The 17,255-nt window shown below is 72.3% G+C and carries 14 protein-coding genes; 11 read left to right on the top strand and 3 right to left on the bottom strand.

What is annotated here, in order from left to right; translation table 11 throughout:
- The first annotated feature begins 7 nt into the window (after window positions 1-7).
- The 8 genes from AB0I04_RS19960 (at window position 8) to AB0I04_RS19925 (ending at window position 9,234) form a co-directional block, all read left to right on the top strand.
- Window positions 8-1,306 carry a sugar ABC transporter substrate-binding protein gene (locus AB0I04_RS19960; protein ID WP_360886366.1) on the top strand — a complete coding sequence of 433 codons (1,299 nt, stop codon included), beginning with the start codon at window positions 8-10 and terminating at the stop codon, window positions 1,304-1,306.
- Window positions 1,303-2,412, top strand: a complete 1,110-nt coding sequence (locus AB0I04_RS19955) for an ADP-ribosylglycohydrolase family protein (RefSeq protein ID WP_360886364.1) — start codon at window positions 1,303-1,305, stop codon at window positions 2,410-2,412. The genes AB0I04_RS19960 and AB0I04_RS19955 overlap by 4 nt, the downstream gene beginning before the upstream one ends.
- A 15-nt stretch (window positions 2,413-2,427) precedes the next feature.
- Complete coding sequence (locus tag AB0I04_RS19950; protein ID WP_360886362.1) at window positions 2,428-3,453, top strand: ADP-ribosylglycohydrolase family protein; 1,026 nt, start codon at window positions 2,428-2,430, stop codon at window positions 3,451-3,453.
- Window positions 3,450-4,586 (top strand): ADP-ribosylglycohydrolase family protein, encoded by a 1,137-nt coding sequence (locus AB0I04_RS19945; protein WP_360886360.1) that lies wholly within the window; start codon window positions 3,450-3,452, stop codon window positions 4,584-4,586. The genes AB0I04_RS19950 and AB0I04_RS19945 overlap by 4 nt, the downstream gene beginning before the upstream one ends.
- 174 nt (window positions 4,587-4,760) lie before the next feature.
- Window positions 4,761-6,152, top strand: a complete 1,392-nt coding sequence (locus AB0I04_RS19940) for an ADP-ribosylglycohydrolase family protein (protein ID WP_360886358.1) — start codon at window positions 4,761-4,763, stop codon at window positions 6,150-6,152.
- The gene (locus AB0I04_RS19935) at window positions 6,149-7,336 is read left to right on the top strand and encodes a CoA transferase (RefSeq protein WP_360886356.1); all 1,188 of its coding nucleotides are present in this window, start codon (window positions 6,149-6,151) and stop codon (window positions 7,334-7,336) included. Before AB0I04_RS19940 ends, AB0I04_RS19935 begins: the two co-directional genes overlap by 4 nt.
- 100 nt (window positions 7,337-7,436) lie before the next feature.
- Window positions 7,437-8,288: a CoA ester lyase gene (locus AB0I04_RS19930; protein WP_360886354.1), complete on the top strand. Its 852-nt coding sequence runs from the start codon at window positions 7,437-7,439 to the stop codon at window positions 8,286-8,288.
- Window positions 8,289-8,298: 10 nt separating this feature from the next.
- Window positions 8,299-9,234 (top strand): Ppx/GppA phosphatase family protein, encoded by a 936-nt coding sequence (locus AB0I04_RS19925; protein ID WP_360886352.1) that lies wholly within the window; start codon window positions 8,299-8,301, stop codon window positions 9,232-9,234.
- A gap of 18 nt (window positions 9,235-9,252) precedes the next feature.
- Here the strand turns inward: AB0I04_RS19925 and AB0I04_RS19920 are convergent, their stop codons facing one another.
- Window positions 9,253-10,914, bottom strand: coding sequence for an ABC-F family ATP-binding cassette domain-containing protein (locus AB0I04_RS19920; protein WP_360886350.1), 1,662 nt, complete (start codon window positions 10,912-10,914; stop codon window positions 9,253-9,255).
- 112 nt (window positions 10,915-11,026) lie between these two features.
- On the opposite strand from AB0I04_RS19920, the gene AB0I04_RS19915 reads away from it, so the two are divergent.
- Window positions 11,027-11,758 carry a hypothetical protein gene (locus AB0I04_RS19915; RefSeq protein WP_360886348.1) on the top strand — a complete coding sequence of 244 codons (732 nt, stop codon included), beginning with the start codon at window positions 11,027-11,029 and terminating at the stop codon, window positions 11,756-11,758.
- A gap of 117 nt (window positions 11,759-11,875) precedes the next feature.
- On the opposite strand, the gene AB0I04_RS19910 is transcribed toward AB0I04_RS19915, so the two are convergent.
- Window positions 11,876-12,103 (bottom strand): hypothetical protein, encoded by a 228-nt coding sequence (locus AB0I04_RS19910; RefSeq protein ID WP_360886346.1) that lies wholly within the window; start codon window positions 12,101-12,103, stop codon window positions 11,876-11,878.
- Between the two features lie 19 nt (window positions 12,104-12,122).
- Here AB0I04_RS19910 and AB0I04_RS19905 point away from each other — a divergent pair, with 19 nt between their 5' ends.
- On the top strand, window positions 12,123-12,260 hold the full coding sequence (locus AB0I04_RS19905) for a hypothetical protein (protein WP_360886344.1): 138 nt from the start codon (window positions 12,123-12,125) through the stop codon (window positions 12,258-12,260).
- Between the two features lie 42 nt (window positions 12,261-12,302).
- On the opposite strand, the gene AB0I04_RS19900 is transcribed toward AB0I04_RS19905, so the two are convergent.
- Window positions 12,303-14,549 carry an alpha-N-acetylglucosaminidase gene (locus AB0I04_RS19900; protein ID WP_360886342.1) on the bottom strand — a complete coding sequence of 749 codons (2,247 nt, stop codon included), beginning with the start codon at window positions 14,547-14,549 and terminating at the stop codon, window positions 12,303-12,305.
- A gap of 333 nt (window positions 14,550-14,882) precedes the next feature.
- Here AB0I04_RS19900 and AB0I04_RS19895 point away from each other — a divergent pair, with 333 nt between their 5' ends.
- The gene (locus AB0I04_RS19895; protein WP_360886340.1) at window positions 14,883-16,970 is read left to right on the top strand and encodes a glycoside hydrolase family 31 protein; all 2,088 of its coding nucleotides are present in this window, start codon (window positions 14,883-14,885) and stop codon (window positions 16,968-16,970) included.
- The last annotated feature ends 285 nt before the right edge of the window (window positions 16,971-17,255 follow it).

Here is a 17,255-nt window from a genome sequence, read left to right as displayed (position 1 = left end):
GTACCCAATGCGTCGCGGTCTTCGCTCCGCGCTCGCGGTCGCCGCTGCCACCGTCGTCGGCCTGGCCGCCGGGTGTTCCGGGGGCGGCAACGACTCCGGGAAGCCGATCACACTGAAGTTCCTCAGCCTGGCCTGGCAGAAGGACTCCATCGCCGCCAACAAGCGGCTCGTCAGCGAATGGAACTCGGCCAACCCGAAGATCCAGGTGCAGTACACCCCGGGCAGCTGGGACACCGTCAACGACCAGCTGGTCACCGCCTTCGAGGGCGGCGACCCGCCGGACGTCATCCACGACGACTCCTCCGCGCTGGCGGGCTTCGCGTCTCAGGGGTACCTCACAGACCTGACCAAGCTCATCCCCCCGGCGCTGAAGAGCGACATCCCGGACGCCGCCTGGGGCACCGCGACCTTCGACGGCAAGAGCGGACAGGGCGTCTACGGCGTGCCGTTCCTGCAGGAGTCGCAGGTCATCCTCGCCAACAAGAAGATGCTCGACGAGGCGAAGGTGCGCATCCCCACCGTCGACAACCCGTGGACGTGGGACGAGTTCCAGCAGATCACCAAGAAGCTCACCGTCGGCAAGCGGTACGGCATCGCCTGGCCGCTGAAGGCCCCGGTGAACAAGGTGCTCAACCTCTCGCTGAACTTCGGCGGCACCTTCTTCCAGACCTCCGGCGGCAAGACGACCGTCAAGGTCGGCCCGCAGGAGAAGGAGGTCCTGCAGCGGATCCACGACCAGCTGTACAAGGACAAGACGGCCGACCCGTCGACGCTCGGCATGGGCACCACCGACCCGCTGCCCGGCTTCTACGCGGGCAAGTACGCGATGGTGCCCGCCGGGATCTACCTGCGCCAGCAGGTCGTCGAGCAGGCGCCCAGCGGCTTCCAGTGGGTGACGATTCCGCCGCTCAAGGGTCAGACGACGCAGCAGGGCGCGATCTCCCAGACGCTCTCGGTCGCCGCCGACAGCAAGCACCCCAAGGAGGCGATGCAGTTCATCTCCTGGTTCCTGAACGGGTCGCACCAGGCGGCCCTCGCCAAGGGCGACTGGCTGATCCCGACGAGCAAGACGGCCGCGCAGGACCCGACGCTGACCGGCGACAAGTACGGCTGGAACGTCGCCACCGCCTCGGCCAAGAGTCTCATCCTGGCCCCGTACCTGAAGGTCAACGGCTTCGACGAGTTCAAGAGCAAGGTGGCCACGCCGGCGCTGCAGTCCTACTTCGCCAACAAGATCAGCCTCGACGAGCTGGCGAAGAAGCTGACCGATGACGGCAACAAGGTCCTGGAGCGCTACAACAAGTGAGCGACGGGGAGTTCCGGGACCGCGCCCGGGGGTGCCTGCTCGGCCTGGCGGCCGGCGACGCCCTCGGGCGGCCCGCCGAGAACCTCACGCCCGAGGAGATCACCCGGCGCTGGGGCCGCCTCACCGAGCTCGAACCAGGGCCGGACGGCGGCCCGGCGGGCACCGACGACACCGAGTACGCGATCTTCGCGGCGACGCTGCTGCGGGCGCACGGCTCGGCCCTCACCACCGAGGACGTCGTCGCCGCCTACCGGGAGCACGTCCTGCCGATCGACGGGCCGATGAAGGGCGCGGGCTTCTCCGAGCTGGGGACGGCCCAAGCCCTGCGGCAGGGCCTGCTTCCGCCGCTGACCGGGCGCTGGCATCAGCACGGCTGGTCCGACGGGCTGGCGATGCGCGCCGCGCCGTACGGGATCTTCGCGGCGGGCGACCCGGCCGAGGCGGCCCGCCTCGTGGCCGTCGACGGCGCGGTCAGCCACAGCGGCGAGGGCGTCCACGGCGGCCGGGCGGTCGCGGCGGCGGTCGCCGTCGCGATGACCGGCGCCGCGCCCGGCGAGGTCGTGGCCGGCGGTCTGAGCGCGGTCCCGGACGACTCCTGGACCGCCCGCAGCGTCCGCGCGGCCGTGCGAATCGCGGCGGACCACGACCGGCACCGGCTGGCGGCCGACCTGCACGACGCCGTGGTCGCGCGCCACTACCCCTGGACCGACCTGGCCCCCGAGGCGGTCGCCCTGGCGTTCGCCGCGTACCTCGCGGGCGGCGGCGATGTGGAGGAGTCCGCGGTGACGGCGGTGAGCCTGGGCCGCGACGCCGACACCACCGCCGCCATCGCCGGGGCGCTGGCGGGCGCGGGCCGGGGCGAAGGCGGAGTCCCGGAGCGCTGGGCGCGGGCGATCGGCCCGGTCCGGGGCGCCTGCCTGCCGTTCGTGGCGGGCCGGGACGTCCGCGAGGTCGCCGATGCCCTGGCCGACGCCCGCGGGGCCGCCGCATCACGGGACGCTCGCGGGGACGTCGCATCACCGGACGCCCGCGAGGCCGCCGTCGCATCGCCGGAGACTCGACAGGCCGCCGACGCGTCGGCGGATGCCGACACGCGGAACGGCTAGCGGAGGAGGACACAGATGTCATCGGGGGACCGACGCGATCGGATCCGCGGGGCCTTCGCCGGCCTGGCCATCGGCGACGCCGCCGGCTGGCCCGCCGCACGCCACCGCTGGGCGCTGCTGGCGCCGTGGACCCGCCGGCTCGGCCGCGAGCTCGACGGCTTCGCCGAGGACCATCGGGTCACGACGCTGCCGGTGCCGTTCGCGCTGAACCAGCCGGTCGCCGCCCTCGCGGTCGGCCCGTCCGACGACGCCGAGTGGCTAGCCTGGACCGCGCGCACGCTGGGCACCGACCGGCGCGCGGCGTTCGCGGCGCTGGGCGAGGACGTACGGGCCAGGATCTCGGTGCGCACCGCGCTGGACAACCTGGCGCGCGGCGTCGGCCCGCCCGCCAGCGGCCACGACAACCCGCACTTCTTCGACGACGCCGCCGCCGTGCGGGCGGTCGCGTTCGGCGCCGCGCACCCGGGAGATCCGGATGCGGCGGCCCGGGTCGCCCGCGCCGACGCGGAGATCACCAACGCCGAGGACGGGGTGCACGGGGCCGGGGCGATGGCCGCGGCGGTCGCCGTCGCGGTGGCGGGCGCACCGGTAGGCGACGCCGTCGAGGCCGCGCTCGCGGAGCTGCCCGAGCGCACCGCGATCCACCGGGCGGCGGCCCTCGCGCTCGACCTGCCCGGTGACGCGTTCGCGCTCGTCCCGAGCCTGGACGCGGCCCTGCAGGACCATGTGTACAGCTACGGCGTCGCGGCCGCGCAGACCGTGCCGGTGGCGCTCGCCCTGGCCCGCGCGGCAGGCGGCGACCTGGCCGAGGCCGTGCCGGCCGCCGCCTGCCTCGCCGCGCTCGCCGACTCGGCGCCCGCGCTGACCGGCGCGCTGACGGGAGCGGCCACCGGCTGGGCCGACCTGCCGGAGACCTGGCGGGAGCGCGCCCGGCACCTGGCGGGCTGCTGCCTGCCGGAGCTGCGGGGCGCCGACCTCATCGCCATCGCCGACGGACTCAGCGGCCCGCTCGGGGCCGCTCACCAGGAAGGACCGCAATGACTCCGTTGCAGGACAGGGCCGTCGGCGCGCTCGTGGGCGCGGCGGTCGGGGACGCGCTCGGCGGGGCGACGGAGGGATGGACCCCCGAGCAGATCCGGGAGCGCTACGACGGCTGGGTGACCGGGATCGTGCCGCCGTACTTCGCGGACTGGCGCAACGCGCGCCCGATCGCGCCGTACCACAAGGGCGACGGGCACGTCACCGACGACACCCTCATGACGCACGCCCTGGTCCGGGTGTACGAGCGGGCGGGCGGCCATCTGGACGCGTACTCGGCCGCGGAGTACCTCGTGCCGGAGATGATGGGGGAGAAGCGCTGGATCCCCGAGCTGGAGGCGGAGGCGCTGCCGCTGCAGCGGGTGTTCCTCGCCGAGAAGTGGCTGGCGCTGCGGCTGCACTACGGCCACGTCGACCCGCGTGAGGCGGGCGTCGGCAACATCGTCAACTGCGGGGCGGCGATGTACATGGCCCCGGTCGGAATCGTGAACGCGGCCGATCCCGACGGCGCGTACGCCGAGGCGATCGACCTGGCCGGGGCGCACCAGTCCAGCTACGGCCGGGAGGCGGCGGGGGTGCTCGCGGCCACCGTGGCGGAGGCGATGCGGCCCGGGGCGACGCCGGACTCCGTCGTCGCGACGGCTGTACGGCTGGCCAAGGACGGCACCAGGGCGGCGATCGAGTCCGTGTGCGAGCGGGCGCGCGGCTTCGCGCACTGGGAGGGCTCCTTCGAGGGCCTGCGCGACGCGGTCCGGCCGTTCGACACGGTCGCCGACACCTACCGCGACCAGGGCCTGGGCGCACGGCGGCCCAGCCGCACGCACAGCATCGAGGAGCTGCCGCTGGCCCTCGCCTTCCTGCTCATCGCGGGGGGCGGATACAGCGACACCGTGATCGGGGCGGTCAACTACGGCCGCGACGCCGACTCGATCGCCAGCATGGGCGGCGCGATCGCCGGGGCGCTGGGCGGCATCGCCGCCGTGCCCGCCGACTGGCGGAAGGACGTCGCCGCCGCCAGCCGCCTGGACCTGGAGGCGCCCGGTCTGGCGATCGCGGCCGTCGCCGAGCGCGTGCACGCGGCCGACCGAGACCGGCGGCGCGCGCACGAGCAGGCGTTCGCGGAGCTGCTGTCTTGACGTCCGCCCCGCCTGAAGGCGAGGGTTCCAGCCTCTCGCGAAGGAGAAGCCAGTGGTTCGCGGTTCACAGCCCCGCCTAACGGCTGGAGGGCTCCCCACGCTGTCACGGCCCGCCCGGCCGCGAATCCGCTTGGCTATCACAGACTCACACACCGTAGCAGAAAGGAGTGAGCGGTGCTTCCTCTCCGGCCTCAAGGCCGGAGTTTCCGCGCCGCGAACGTGATGAGGCTGACCTGGGTCCAGCCCGAAGACCTGATCGGGCACGAGCTCCGCCAGGCCGCGCAGGACGGCCGGGACGTCGCCGAGATTACGGCGCGCTGGCACGCAGCCGGCGGTCACGACGCGCCGCCGCGCGCCGGCGCCTCGCCGGATCCCGCGTCGCCGCAGCTGCGCGCGCTGGCCGAGCAGCTGCTCGACGAGCTCGCGGCGGTGCCGTCGCCGTGCGACGAGCCGACCGAGCTGGCGGAGATCGTCGCCGCGTGCCCGGACTGGCCCGCGGGCGAACCGCGCCCGGCCGCGTACGACCGGGTGCACGGGGCGTGGCTCGGCCGCGCCGCCGGGTGCGTGCTCGGCAAGCCGGTGGAGAAGATCCCGCGCGAGGGCATCCGGGAGATCGCCGAGGCGACGGGGAACTGGCCGATCCGTGGCTGGTTCACCGCCGAGGGCCTGCCCGCGGAGGCCGCCGAGCGCTGGCCGTGGAACCGCCGCAGCGCGGCCACCAGCCTCGCCGAGAACCTCGACGGGACCCCGGAGGACGACGACCTCAACTTCCCGATGCTCGCCCTGGCCGTCCTCGAGCGGTACGGGCGCGGGTTCACGACCGGCGACGTCGCGCAGGCCTGGCTGGACGAGCTGCCGGGCGGGCGGGTGTTCACCGCCGAGCGGGTCGCCTACCGCAACCTGCTGCTCGGTGTCGCGCCGCCCCGGACCGCGTCGTACCGGAACCCCTTCCGGGAGTGGATCGGCGCGCAGATCCGCGCGGACGTGTACGGCTGGGTGAACCCCGGCGACCCGGCGGCAGCCGCGTCGATGGCGCACCGGGACGCGCGGCTCAGCCACACCGCCAACGGCGTGTACGGCGCGATGTTCGCCGCCGCGATGTGCGCGACCGCCCTCGTCGCCGGCGCCGTCGACGAGGTGATCGAGGCGGGTCTGGCGGTGGTGCCGCCCGGCTCCCGCCTGGCCCGGGCCGTACGGGAGGCCGTCGCGTCCGCCCGTAAGGAAGCCGACTTCGAGCGGGTCGCCGACGGGCTGCACGAACGCCATGGTGACCTGCACTGGGTGCACTCGATCAACAACGCCGCCCTGGTCGCCGCGGCCCTCGTGCACGGCGAGGGGGACTTCACCCGGTCGATCGCGGCGGCGGTGGCGGGCGGCTGGGACACCGACTCCGACGGCGCGACCGTCGGGTCGGTCGCCGGGGCCCTGCTCGGCGCGGGACGCCTGCCCGATCAGTGGACCCGGCCGCTGCGCGACCGTGTGGCCAGCAGCCTGACCGGCTTCGACGGCGTGCGCCTCAGCGACCTCGCCGCCCGTACGGCCGCGCTCGCGGAGCCGCGACGATGACCCGCCCGCTGGACGGAGTCCGCGTGCTGGATCTGGCGACGCTGTTCGCCGGGCCGATGGCCGCGATGTTCCTCGGTGACTTCGGCGCCGAGGTCGTCAAGGTCGAGCACCCCCGCAGGCCCGACCCCGCGCGCGGGCACGGCGCGGCCAAGGACGGCATCGGCCTGTGGTGGAAGATGCTCGGCCGCAACAAGCAGACGATCACCCTCGACCTGTCCGCGCCCGAGGGCCAGGAGGTCCTGCTCCGCCTGGTCCGCGACGCCGACGTCGTGATCGAGAACTTCCGGCCCGGCACCCTCGAACGCTGGAATCTGCCGTACGAGCGGCTCCAGGAGGCCAACCCGGGTCTCGTCCTGGCCCGGGTCACCGGGTTCGGCCAGTTCGGCCCGTACGCCCGGCGCCCCGGGTTCGGAACGCTCGCCGAGGCGATGAGCGGGTTCGCCGCGATGACGGGCGAGCCGGACGGGCCGCCGACGCTGCCGCCGTTCGGGCTGGCCGACGGCATCGCGGCGCTCGCCACGGCGTACGCGGTGATGACGGCGCTGCGGGCCCGCGATCTCACCGGTAACGGCCAGGTCGTCGACCTGTCCATCCTCGAGCCGATCCTGACGGTGCTCGGCGGCCAGCCGACCGGGTACGACCAGCTCGGCCTCGTCCCGCCGCGCACCGGGAACCGCTCGGTCAACAACGCGCCGCGCAACACCTACCGGTGCGCGGACGGCTCCTGGGTCGCCGTCTCCACCTCCGCGCAGAGCATCGCCGAGCGCGTCATGCGGCTCGTCGGCCGGCCCGAGCTCGTCGACGAGCCGTGGTTCGCCACCGGCGCCGGCCGGGCGCGGCACGCCGACGAGCTGGACGCGGCGGTCGCCGCGTGGGTGGGCGAGCGGACCCGGGAGGAGGTCCTCGCCGAGTTCGAGAAGGCCGAGGCGGCGGTCGCGCCCATCTACGACGTGCGCGACATCATGGCCGACCCGCAGCTCGCCGCGCTGGAGGCGATCACGACCGTGGACGACCCGGACCTCGGGCCGCTGCGCATGCAGAACGTCCTGTTCCGCCTGTCGGCCACGCCGGGGGCGCTGCGGTGGACCGGGCGCGCGCACGGCGCCGACACCGACCGCGTCCTCGCCGAGACCGGCCTGACCACCGCCGAGATCGACGCGCTGCGCGCCCGCGGGGTGATCTGAGGTGCCGCTTCTGCCGTGGGATCGGGAGTGAGCCGAGATGCCGACCCTGCAGTGTCATCGAGGGGCCGACCCCGTGCTGCGGGACCGGGGGTGAGCTGAGATGCCGACCCTGCTGTACGTCCCGGCGGACCGGCCCGACCGGGTGGCCAAGGCGCTCGCAACCGATGCCGACGTGGTGATCCTCGACCTGGAGGACGCCGTCGCGCCCGCGCACAAGGACCAGGCTCGGGAGCACGTCGCCGGGCTGCTGGCGGACCCGCCGCGCCCGGTCCAGGTGCGCGTCAACGACGTCCGGACCCCGTGGGGCCGCGCCGACCTGGCGGTCCTGCGTGAGCTGCTCCCGGCGACGGAAGGCGTCCGCCTACCGAAGATCGAATCCGTGGAGCAGGTACGGGAGATCGCGGCCCTCGTCCCCGGCACCGCCCTCCACCTGCTGCTGGAGTCCGCGCTGGGGGTCGAGCGGGCCCACGAGCTGGCGACCGCCGATCCGGCGGTGGCGAGCGTCGGGCTCGGCGAGGCGGACCTGAAGGCGGACCTCGGCGTGACCGACGAGGGAGGCCTGGCCTGGGCGCGGTCGCGGATCGTCGTCGCCGCACGGGCGGCCGGCCTGCCGGCCCCGGTCCAGTCCGTCCATCCCGACGTGCGGGACCTCGACGGGCTCGAGGCCTCCTGCCGGCTCGGCCGTGCCCTGGGCTTCCGCGGCCGGGCCGCGATCCACCCCGCCCAGCTGCCGATGATCGCCGAGGCGTACCGCCCGACCCCGGAGGAGGTGGCCGCCGCCCGGCGGATCGTCGCCGCCTACGAGGAGGGCGAGGCGACGGGGATCGGTGCCGTCGCCCTCCCCGACGGCGGTTTCGTCGACGTCGCCGTCGTCCGCCAGGCGCGGGCCGTGCTGGCCGAAGATGACCGCTTTGTGAACGGCGGGCGACACACCGCCTCGACGGTTGGATAGCGTGCGGACCATGAGACTGGGTGTCTTGGACGTCGGATCGAATACGGTCCATCTGCTGGTGGTCGACGCGCACCACGGAGCCGCGCCGCTGCCGGCCTCCTCCCACAAGGAGGAGATGCGGCTCGCCGCGCATCTGGAGGACGGCGACCGGCTGTCCGAGCAGGGGGCGGCGCTGCTGGGGCGCTTCGTCGACGAGGCCGTACGGATCGCCGAGGACAAGGGCGTCGAGCGTCTCATCGGGTTCGCCACCTCGGCCGTGCGCGAGGCGGCCAACGGCGAGGAGGTCCTCGCCAAGGTACGCGCCGACAGCGGCGTCGACCTTCAGGTGCTGTCCGGGGAGGAGGAGGCGCGGCTGACCTTCCTGGCGGCCCGGCGGTGGTTCGGCTGGTCGGCCGGGCGCCTGCTCGTCCTGGACATCGGGGGCGGCTCCCTGGAGATCGCCGCGGGTGCCGATGAGGACCCGGACTTCTCCACCTCGGTGCCGCTGGGCGCGGGGCGGCTGACCCGGGACTGGTTCACCGCCGACCCGCCGCCGCCCGACGAGGTCCGCGCCCTGCGCAAGTACGTCCGCGCCACGATCGCCCGCCAGGTGTCCGGGGTGACCCGGCGTGGCACGCCGGACCACGCGGTGGCGACCTCCAAGACGTTCAAGCAACTCGCGCGGATCGCCGGCGCCGCCCCGACCAGCCAGGGCCCCTTGGTCCGGCGGGTGCTCAGTCACCGCGACATGACGCAGTGGGCCCGACGGCTGACCGAGATGACCGTTGAGGAGCGTGCGCAGCTGCCAGGGGTGTCGGAGGGGCGGGCGCCGCAGCTCTCGGCGGGCGCGATCGTCGCGGACGCCGCGATGGACCTGTTCGACCTGCCGGAGGTCGTCATCTGCCCGTGGGCGCTGCGGGAGGGTGTGATCCTGCGCCACCTGAGCACCCTCCCCGAGCCGGCCTGACCCGGCCGCCGTCGTGGTTCAGGCCGGGTCCATCTCGGCGACACGGCCGTTGGTGAGGTGTAGACGGCGGGTGGTGTGCACCGCGTTGATCATCCGGCGATCGTGGGTTACCAGCAGCAGGGTTCCGGGATAGGAGTCGAGCGCGGACTCCAGCTGTTCGATCGCCGGCAGATCGAGATGGTTGGTCGGCTCGTCCAGAACGAGGAGGTTCACGCCCCGCGCCTGAAGCAGCGCCAGGGCCGCCCGAGTGCGCTCACCAGGGGACAACGTCGCCGCGGGGCGGGTCACGTGCGCGGCGCGCAGGCCGAACTTCGCCAGCAGGGTACGGATCTCCGCCGGCGGCAACTCGGGAACCTCCGCGCCGAAGGCATCAAGAAGGGAACTCTCCCCGATGAACAGCGCTCGCGCCTGGTCGACCTCGCCGATGACCACGCCCGGGCCGAGCGCGGCGTGACCTTCGGTGAGAACGGCCCGGCCCAGCAGCGCCGACAGGAGCGTCGACTTGCCCGCCCCGTTGGCTCCGGTGATCGCGACCCGTTCGGCCCAGCCGATCTGCAGGTCGACGGGGCCCAGCGTGAAGTCTCCGAGCCGCAGCACCGCGGAGTTCAGGGTCGCCACTACGGCACCGGCGCGTGGCGCGACGGCGATCTCCATCCGCAGCTCCCACTCCTTGCGGGGCTCCTCGACCACGTCGAGGCGTTCGAGCGCGCGCTCGGTCTGGCGGACCTTGGAGGCCTGCTTCTCACTCGCGTCGGCGCGGAAGTTCCGGCCGACCTTGTCGTTGTCTCCGCCGTTGGCGCCCCGGGCCTTCTTCCTGGCGTTCCTGACGCCCTTGGCGGCCCAGTCCCGTTGCGTCCGGCCCCGCTGCTCCAGCGCGGCGACCCTACCCGCGTACTCCTCGTAGTCGGCGCGGGCGTGCCTGCGGGCGACCTCACGCTCGGCCAGGTACGCGGCGTAATCACCGCCGTAGACGTTCACCTGCTGCTGGGCCAGGTCCAGCTCCACCACCCGGGTGACCGTCCGGTCCAGGAACTCGCGGTCATGGCTGACCAGCACCGTGCCGGCCCGCAGGCTCGTGACGAACCGTTCCAGCCGCTCCAGCCCGTCCAGATCCAGGTCGTTGGTGGGCTCGTCGAGCAGAAAGATGTCATAGCGGCTGAGCAGCAGCGACGCCATCCCCGCGCGGGCCGCCTGCCCGCCGGACAACGAGGTCATCCGCTGATCGAGGCCGGCCTCCAGCCCCAGCTCGGCGGCCACCTCCCCGGCCCGGTCCTCAAGATCGGCGCCGCCCAGGGCCAGCCACCGCTCCAAGGCGGAGGCGTATTCGTCCTCGGCCCCCTCACGCCCACCGACCAGGCCCTCGGTCGCGGCGTCCAGCTCCCGCTGAGCCCGCGCCACCCCGGTACGCCGGGCAAGGAAGCCGATCACCGTCTCGCCGCCGCGCCGCTCCGGTTCCTGCGGCAGGTAGCCGACGACCGCCGACGACGGGCTGAGCGTCACGGAACCGCCCTCGGGTGGGAGCAGCCCCCCGAGAGTCCGCAGCAGGGTGGACTTCCCCGCGCCGTTGACCCCGACCAGCCCGATGACTTCTCCAGTGGAGACGACCAGGTCCAGCCCAGAGAACAAGGCACGGTCACCGTGCCCGGCGGCGAGATCCTTCGCGACAAGGGTTGCTGTCATAGAACGCCAACGCTATCCGCCACCGGGCGTCCGGGCGCCCTGACAGGGCATCGTCCCTTCTTCGCCCGCAATTGGGTGTATATCGTCCGAGGGGTCCGCCAAGGAGGTCAGGGTGACCGTGTCAGCAGAGCGTGCTGAGATCCACCAGTGGTGGGCGCGACGATCCGGTCTCACGGACGAGGCGGCGGCCTTCCGGATCGCCGGGAGCGCCTACGATCAGGTCACCCCCGCCGGTGTCGACAACCCGTACTGGGAGATCGTCCGGCAGCTGCCGTCGGTGCGTGAAGCCGGGCAGGGGATCTGTCCCGACGGTTTCGCCCGCGGACTTCCCGTCGGGCATCACCTGCTGACCAAGCGCTACTCATGGGCGATCCCCTCACCCGGCGATATCGCCTGGCTCGCCCAGATCCTCCGCGGGCGCGGCTTGGTCGAGATCGGTGCGGGCTCGGGGTACTGGGTGTGGCAGGCGATACAAGCCGGCATCGACGCCATCGCCTATGAGCCTGTCAGCTCCTCCGCCAACACCTACACCGACGGCACCGAATACTCCGTCATCCGGCGAGGCGGCCCGACCGCCGCCCGGCACCATCCGGACCGGGCGCTGCTGCTGTGCTGGCCATCTCACGGCGACCCGTGGGCGAACCAGGCCCTCCACGCCTACACGGGCGACCTGCTGATCTACATCGGGCAAGGTGCGGGCGGCCACTGTGCCGATGACGACTTCTTCCGGCTTCTTGCCCGTGCATGGACGCCGATCGGTTCCAGCAGCCACCACATCACCTGGCGGCATATCCACAGCGCGATGACCGCCTACAGCCGCAGAACCGACGCGCCGCCACAATGATCGCGGCCCGAGCGGACGCCCACCCGGTACGCGTGAGATCGACAACCGCCGCGGGCATGCCCGCGGCGGCAGCAGGAGCGTCGGCACAGCGCTACGACTCTCGTAGCGCCGGCCATCTCACAACTTGACGAGCTTGGCGTAGGGCGTCGGGATTCGTTCCGTCTGAGAACCGAAATCCACGGTCACGGCGATGCCTTCCTCGACATCGATGACCACACCGAGGCCGTACCTGTCATGGCTCACCTTGTCCTGCAAGGCGAACTGCTCAACAGGCGGCGGGGCGACCGGGGCTTTGAAGGGACTGGTGGGCAGGTGGCGCCGGCTGGCGGAGTGGGAGCTTCTCATTTACTCACCAGTATGCGCCATGTTCGCCGACGATGGCCGCGCTTTCGCCCACCTCATCGGCACCAACTCCCAGGTCGGCCCCATCTCCGTGCTGCAATACCAGGGCCGGGTTCGGTTTCTGGTGACGCTCAGGCCATGGAACATCGCCATGCCGTGACCGGCTGTCCGACGGCGACGGCGGTCCGGCCGGCGGACGCGGTCAGCGCCGTCCGGTGCGGGTCTGGGCGAGCGTCGCCGCCACGGTCCGCGCGACGCGGCCGATGTCGCCGGTCGTCCGGGTGGCGTACCGCTGGTGCCCGTGGGCCCAGGCGTCGTCGATCGCGAACCAGTCGATGGACTTCGGGGGACGTCCGGCGCCAAGGGCGGCGTCGAGTTCGCCGAAGTAGGTCTTCCATCGCTGCCGGTACAGCCCGCCGACCAGGCCTGCCCACTCACGGTTGGCGTACTCGTGCAGGCCCTGCTCGCTGCTGTCGCGGCCGCCCCAGGTCGTGATGATCGAGCGGGCGTCGTACTCCAGCCGGTCCTTCTCCGCGGTGGTCGATCCGGCCGCGCGGGCGGCGGCGAGCCAGCGGCCCAGCAGGTGCTGCCCGTCCGTCGCGACCACCTGGTCCAACAGCGTCATCCAGCGCTGCCAGACCGAGGTCAGCTCCTCGAACCGCGTGCGATCCCCCGCGTCGTACGCGGCCTTGATCTGCGGCAGCAGCAGGCGGCTGTGGTTCGACAGCACCTGCCGCGTGACGTCCATGAGGTCGTACCGGTAGGCCGAGCTGTTCCGCAGCGCGGGCGCGACCTGCAGCAGTTCGGTGAGCGCCCGGTCGAACGCGGTGGGGTCATAGCGCATCTGCTGCGGCGAGTACGCGGCGGCGGTCGTGGCGCTCAGGCTCGGCCGCGCCGCGAACAGGCCGTCCTGGCCCTCGCTCCAGGAGTCGGCGCGCGTGGTGCCGTACGCGGTCCGGCGCAGCACCTGCCAGGCGGCCGCGGCGTGCGGGTCGTCGCCGCCGTACCGTGCCCTGGCGTAGCCGGCGAACCAGGCGTCCAGTCCGATCGTGCCGGGCGTCCAGGCCAGCTCGGTGAACAGCGCCATCGCCGCGGGGTTGTTGTCGGCGCCCTCCGGCATCATCGCGATCCCCGCCAGTTCGCTGCCTGGCCTGTCGCGCCACTGCGGGTACAGGCTCACCCAGTCGGGGGTGTTCGCGCCGAGGGTGGTGTGGCCGCCGAAGTTCCAGATGCTGCCGAAGGCGTACGGCGTGCCCTGCCAGTCCTTCTCCCGGTCGGTGACGGACGGGAACCGGTCCGACAGTCCGTCGACGATGAACACCTTGCTCCGGTCGATCGCGGACAGGATGTCGGGACGCGGGTTGGACTGCCAGCCGAGCAGGGTCCAGATCGCTCCGGGGTGCGCCTTCTCCAGCGCCGCCTGCACGGCCCGCGCGGCGTCCCCGACCGGGACGTCACCGGGCCGCCCGCCCTCGTGCAGGAGGTCCATCTTGTACATCGTGCTGTCGCCGTACCGCTCGCTCTGGTGCCGGTAGAAGTCCGCGGCGACCTGGGCGAACAACGGGTTGCGCGGGTCGAGCCAGTCGGGACGGGTGAAGGCGCCCCAGGTGCCCTGGGGGACGACCCGTGCGCCGGGGTTCTTGGCGACGAAGCCCGGCGGCACGGTGCCGTAGTAGCCGGGAAGCACCGGCGTCATGCCGAGCTCGCGCAGTCGTCCGATGATCTTCTTGGCGAGGGCGGCGCGCCGCTCGATCAGGCTCTTGGAGATGGGGCCGCCGAAGCCGGACATGTTCTGCAGCAGCCACCACGGCTGGTGCGCCGGGGCCGGGATCCACGCGCGGATCTCGGCGTCGGAGTAGCCGAAGTCGCGGAGGGTGTCGTAGTACGTCGCGTCGGCGCCGGTGTAGACGAGCACCTCGTTGATGCCGTGCAGGGCCAGCACGTCGATCTCGCGCTGCCAGTCCGCCCAGGTCCGGTACGGCCCGGTGTAGCCGTCGTCGGTGTCGTTGAGCGCGAACCGGTGCGGGACGTTCGCCGCGCGGGTGACCGGTGCGGACGGCGCGGGCAGCAGGCGTGGCAGGGTGAGCTGCTCGCCGTTCCAGGAGATGTCGGCGTGGGCGACGTTCTTGAGGTACCAGCCGAAGCCGGTGAGCAGGACGGCGGAACCGGTGCCCTCGATCACGATGTGCCCGGCCCGGCCGGAGACGCGGAAGGCGTCCTCGGCGCCGCGAGCCATGGGGACGAGGTCGACCTGCCGGTCGCGCCCGGGGATGAGGCGGGCCAGCGCGGCGCGTGCGGGGCCGACGTCGAACGAGCCGCCGGCGGGCGTCGCGGACGTGGGTCCGGGCGGCGGTGCGGCGCGCGCGACGGGAGACGAGACTCCGAGGAGCAGCGCGAGCAGGGCGGTGAGGACGACGGCGGTCGGCGACGGGGACGGTGAGGCACGCATCGAAGCTCCTGTGGAGTCTCAGGGCCCGGCCCCCCGTCGCCGTGCTCATATGTGATTGATAGAGCGACGTATCGCGCACGATCGTACGCTGCAGAGCAGTCATGCCGTCAACTGTGAAGAACCTTGAATCGGCATATTGGGCGCTTTTTGGGAGGTGAACGGCATAAACGAGCCGCTGACGGAGGCAATCGCTCCGTGATGGGTGTTGACATGTGCTCGCTTGGATCCAAGTATGAGCAGAAAAAATCATGACCTTGCACGGGCCGGGTTTCGGGGTGCCAGCCCTGCTGAACCCTCACGAGGAGGCATCGGGTGCTGTCATGGCATGATCGAATGGTGAGGTTCGGCCTCGCCCTCACGGCGCCGGCGCTCGGCGCGCTCGTCGCCGTATCACCCGCGCAGGCCGCGGCCGGATCGGCCGGCGGCCCGCGCGTCACCCACGACTCCCACTCCGTGACCGTGACCGTGCCCGCGTCGTCCGGGGCACCGGGCTACTCGGTCGGCATCGCCACCGCGTCCCTGACCATCACGACCGCGCGCCGCGGGCGTACGGTGCTCGCCACGGCCGGCGGCGACACCGGCGGCCTCCGCTTCCACGCGAGCGGCGCCTGGCAGCGGGCGACCAAGGTCACCGGCTGGACCTGGAAGAAGGGCGTCCTGCGCCTCCACGCGGCCACCACGCAGAACGGCGTCACGGTCGAGGCGCTGCTCACCCCGAAGGCCGACCGGTACGCCCTGTCCTGGAGCGTCAAGGGCGGCAGTCCCGATCAGCTCGGATTGGCGTACGACCTGAAGTCGGGCGGGCACTGGTACGGCCACGGCGAGACGGCCACCCCGCAGGGCGGACCCGGCACCGACCAGCCCTGGCCGCTGGAGACCGGGCACGTGCACGACAACGCGTTCGGCCCCGCCTCGTACGAGATGGTCGATCCGTTCTGGTACACCTCGAGCGCCACGGGCCTGCTCGTCGACACCGGCGAGGTCATGGACGTGGCCATCAACGACGGCAGCGACGGCCTCGGCCGCTTCACGATCGACTCGGGCGGCACGTACAACGCGACGGTGTTCGTCGAGGCGAACGCCCGCGACGTGTACCGCGACCACACCGGCGTCGTCGGCAAGCCCGCGAAGAGCGATGCCCCCTACGAGCAGTACGTCAAGCCGCTGTGGAACTCCTGGGCGCAGTTCTACACGAAGGTCGACCAGAACAAGATCCTGGACTGGGCCCAGAAGCTGCACGACAACCGCATCCCCGGGCACACCATCCAGCTCGACGACAAGTGGGAGTCCAACTACGGCAACCTGACCTTCGACCCGAAGACGTTCCCCGACGCTCGGGCGATGTCGGACAAGATCCATGCGATGGGCTACGACTTCGGCATCTGGGTCACGCTCTGGATCAACCTGGACTCCACGAACTACCAGTACGCCGCCGACCACGGCTACCTGCTGAAGGACAAGACCGACGGCACGAAGCCCTGCAAGGTGACCTGGTGGAACGGCACGGCCGGCATCGTCGACCTGGCCAACCCCGACGCCAAGGCGTGGTACGTCGCGAACCTCAAGAAGTTGATGAGCACCTACCGGGTGGACGGTTTCAAGTTCGACACCCGCTTCTTCGACGACAGCTGCGCGCCCGACCCGGGCTACAAGCGCGCCGACTACCAGCGGCTCGGGGCCGAACTGGCCGACGGGTTCGACCTGCAGGGCGCGGGCATCCGGACGCACTGGAGCGGGTCGCAGAAGACCGGCTTCGTCATCCGCCAGATCGACAAGGGGACGGGCTGGGACTCCCTCGCCGCCTCCGTCACCCAGAACCTCGCCATCTCCACGATCGGCTACCCGTTCGTCGAGACCGACATGATCGGTGGTTCCGGTGGCCAGCCCGCGCCGAAGAAGGACGTCCTCATCCGCTGGGCGCAGTCGGCCGCGCTGATGCCGCTGATGTACTCCTCCGCGTCGCCGGCCGGCACCAACGACGTGAAGACCGGCAAACCCGTCTCGTACGACCAGGAGACGATCGACCGCTACCGCGACGCCGTCCAGGCACATGGCCGGCTCGCCCCCTACATCTGGGACCAGGTGAAGCACAGCGTCGCCACCGGCGACCCGATCATGCGCCCGCTGTTCTTCGACTTCCCGAAGGACGCCCGGACCTACACGGTGAACGACGAGTGGATGCTCGGCCCGGCGGTGCTGGCGGCGCCCCAGCTGACCAGCGGTACGACCCGGGACGTGTTCCTGCCGTCCGGAAAGTGGTTCGACGTCAACCACGGCACCGTCATTCAGGGCCCGAAGACCCTCCGCGCCTACCGCACGCCGCTGGACGTCACCCCGGCGTTCGTCGACCTGAAGGCAGAGGGGGCGGCAAAGGCGATCCGCGCCCTCAAACGCACGGGCGCGGCACCGGCGGCGGACTGAGACCTGTCTCGAAGTCCCGCTGTACTACTGCGCGGCGCCCAGGCGGCTCGCTACGGACGGGGACTCCGAGACAGGCCCTAGACCGACGCGCCCGGCCGGTGACCTCGGTCACCGGCCGGGTGGCCTTCGCGGAGCCCGGCTCGCGGCGACCAGCGGTCATGTCGGGGATGGAACCGTGATCCCGCGATCACCTTCTGGATCGGCGACTCCTGTTGTACGTTCGGCATCGCGCGCCGTGTGTACACGGCGGTTCGGGGCGGATGTCGCTGAAAGCGCAGGGATGCC

The sequence above is a fragment of the Actinoallomurus sp. NPDC050550 genome (genome assembly GCF_040655075.1).
Lineage (GTDB): Bacteria > Actinomycetota > Actinomycetes > Streptosporangiales > Streptosporangiaceae > Actinoallomurus.
Note: the sequence above shows the minus strand (reverse complement) of the source record. Positions and strands in the feature narration are given on the sequence as shown.

Bases quoted from the DNA above. Each gene is read 5' to 3' on its own strand.
- AB0I04_RS19960 (WP_360886366.1), top strand. From the start codon at position 8: ATGCGTCGCGGTCTTCGCTCCGCGCTCGCGGTCGCCGCTGCCACCGTC.
- AB0I04_RS19950 (WP_360886362.1), top strand. From the start codon at position 2,428: ATGTCATCGGGGGACCGACGCGATCGGATCCGCGGGGCCTTCGCCGGC.
- AB0I04_RS19945 (WP_360886360.1), top strand. From the start codon at position 3,450: ATGACTCCGTTGCAGGACAGGGCCGTCGGCGCGCTCGTGGGCGCGGCG.
- AB0I04_RS19935 (WP_360886356.1), top strand. From the start codon at position 6,149: ATGACCCGCCCGCTGGACGGAGTCCGCGTGCTGGATCTGGCGACGCTG.
- AB0I04_RS19930 (WP_360886354.1), top strand. From the start codon at position 7,437: ATGCCGACCCTGCTGTACGTCCCGGCGGACCGGCCCGACCGGGTGGCC.
- AB0I04_RS19925 (WP_360886352.1), top strand. From the start codon at position 8,299: ATGAGACTGGGTGTCTTGGACGTCGGATCGAATACGGTCCATCTGCTG.
- AB0I04_RS19920 (WP_360886350.1), bottom strand. From the start codon at position 10,914: ATGACAGCAACCCTTGTCGCGAAGGATCTCGCCGCCGGGCACGGTGAC.
- AB0I04_RS19910 (WP_360886346.1), bottom strand. From the start codon at position 12,103: ATGAGAAGCTCCCACTCCGCCAGCCGGCGCCACCTGCCCACCAGTCCC.
- AB0I04_RS19905 (WP_360886344.1), top strand. From the start codon at position 12,123: ATGTTCGCCGACGATGGCCGCGCTTTCGCCCACCTCATCGGCACCAAC.
- AB0I04_RS19900 (WP_360886342.1), bottom strand. From the start codon at position 14,549: ATGCGTGCCTCACCGTCCCCGTCGCCGACCGCCGTCGTCCTCACCGCC.
- AB0I04_RS19895 (WP_360886340.1), top strand. From the start codon at position 14,883: ATGGTGAGGTTCGGCCTCGCCCTCACGGCGCCGGCGCTCGGCGCGCTC.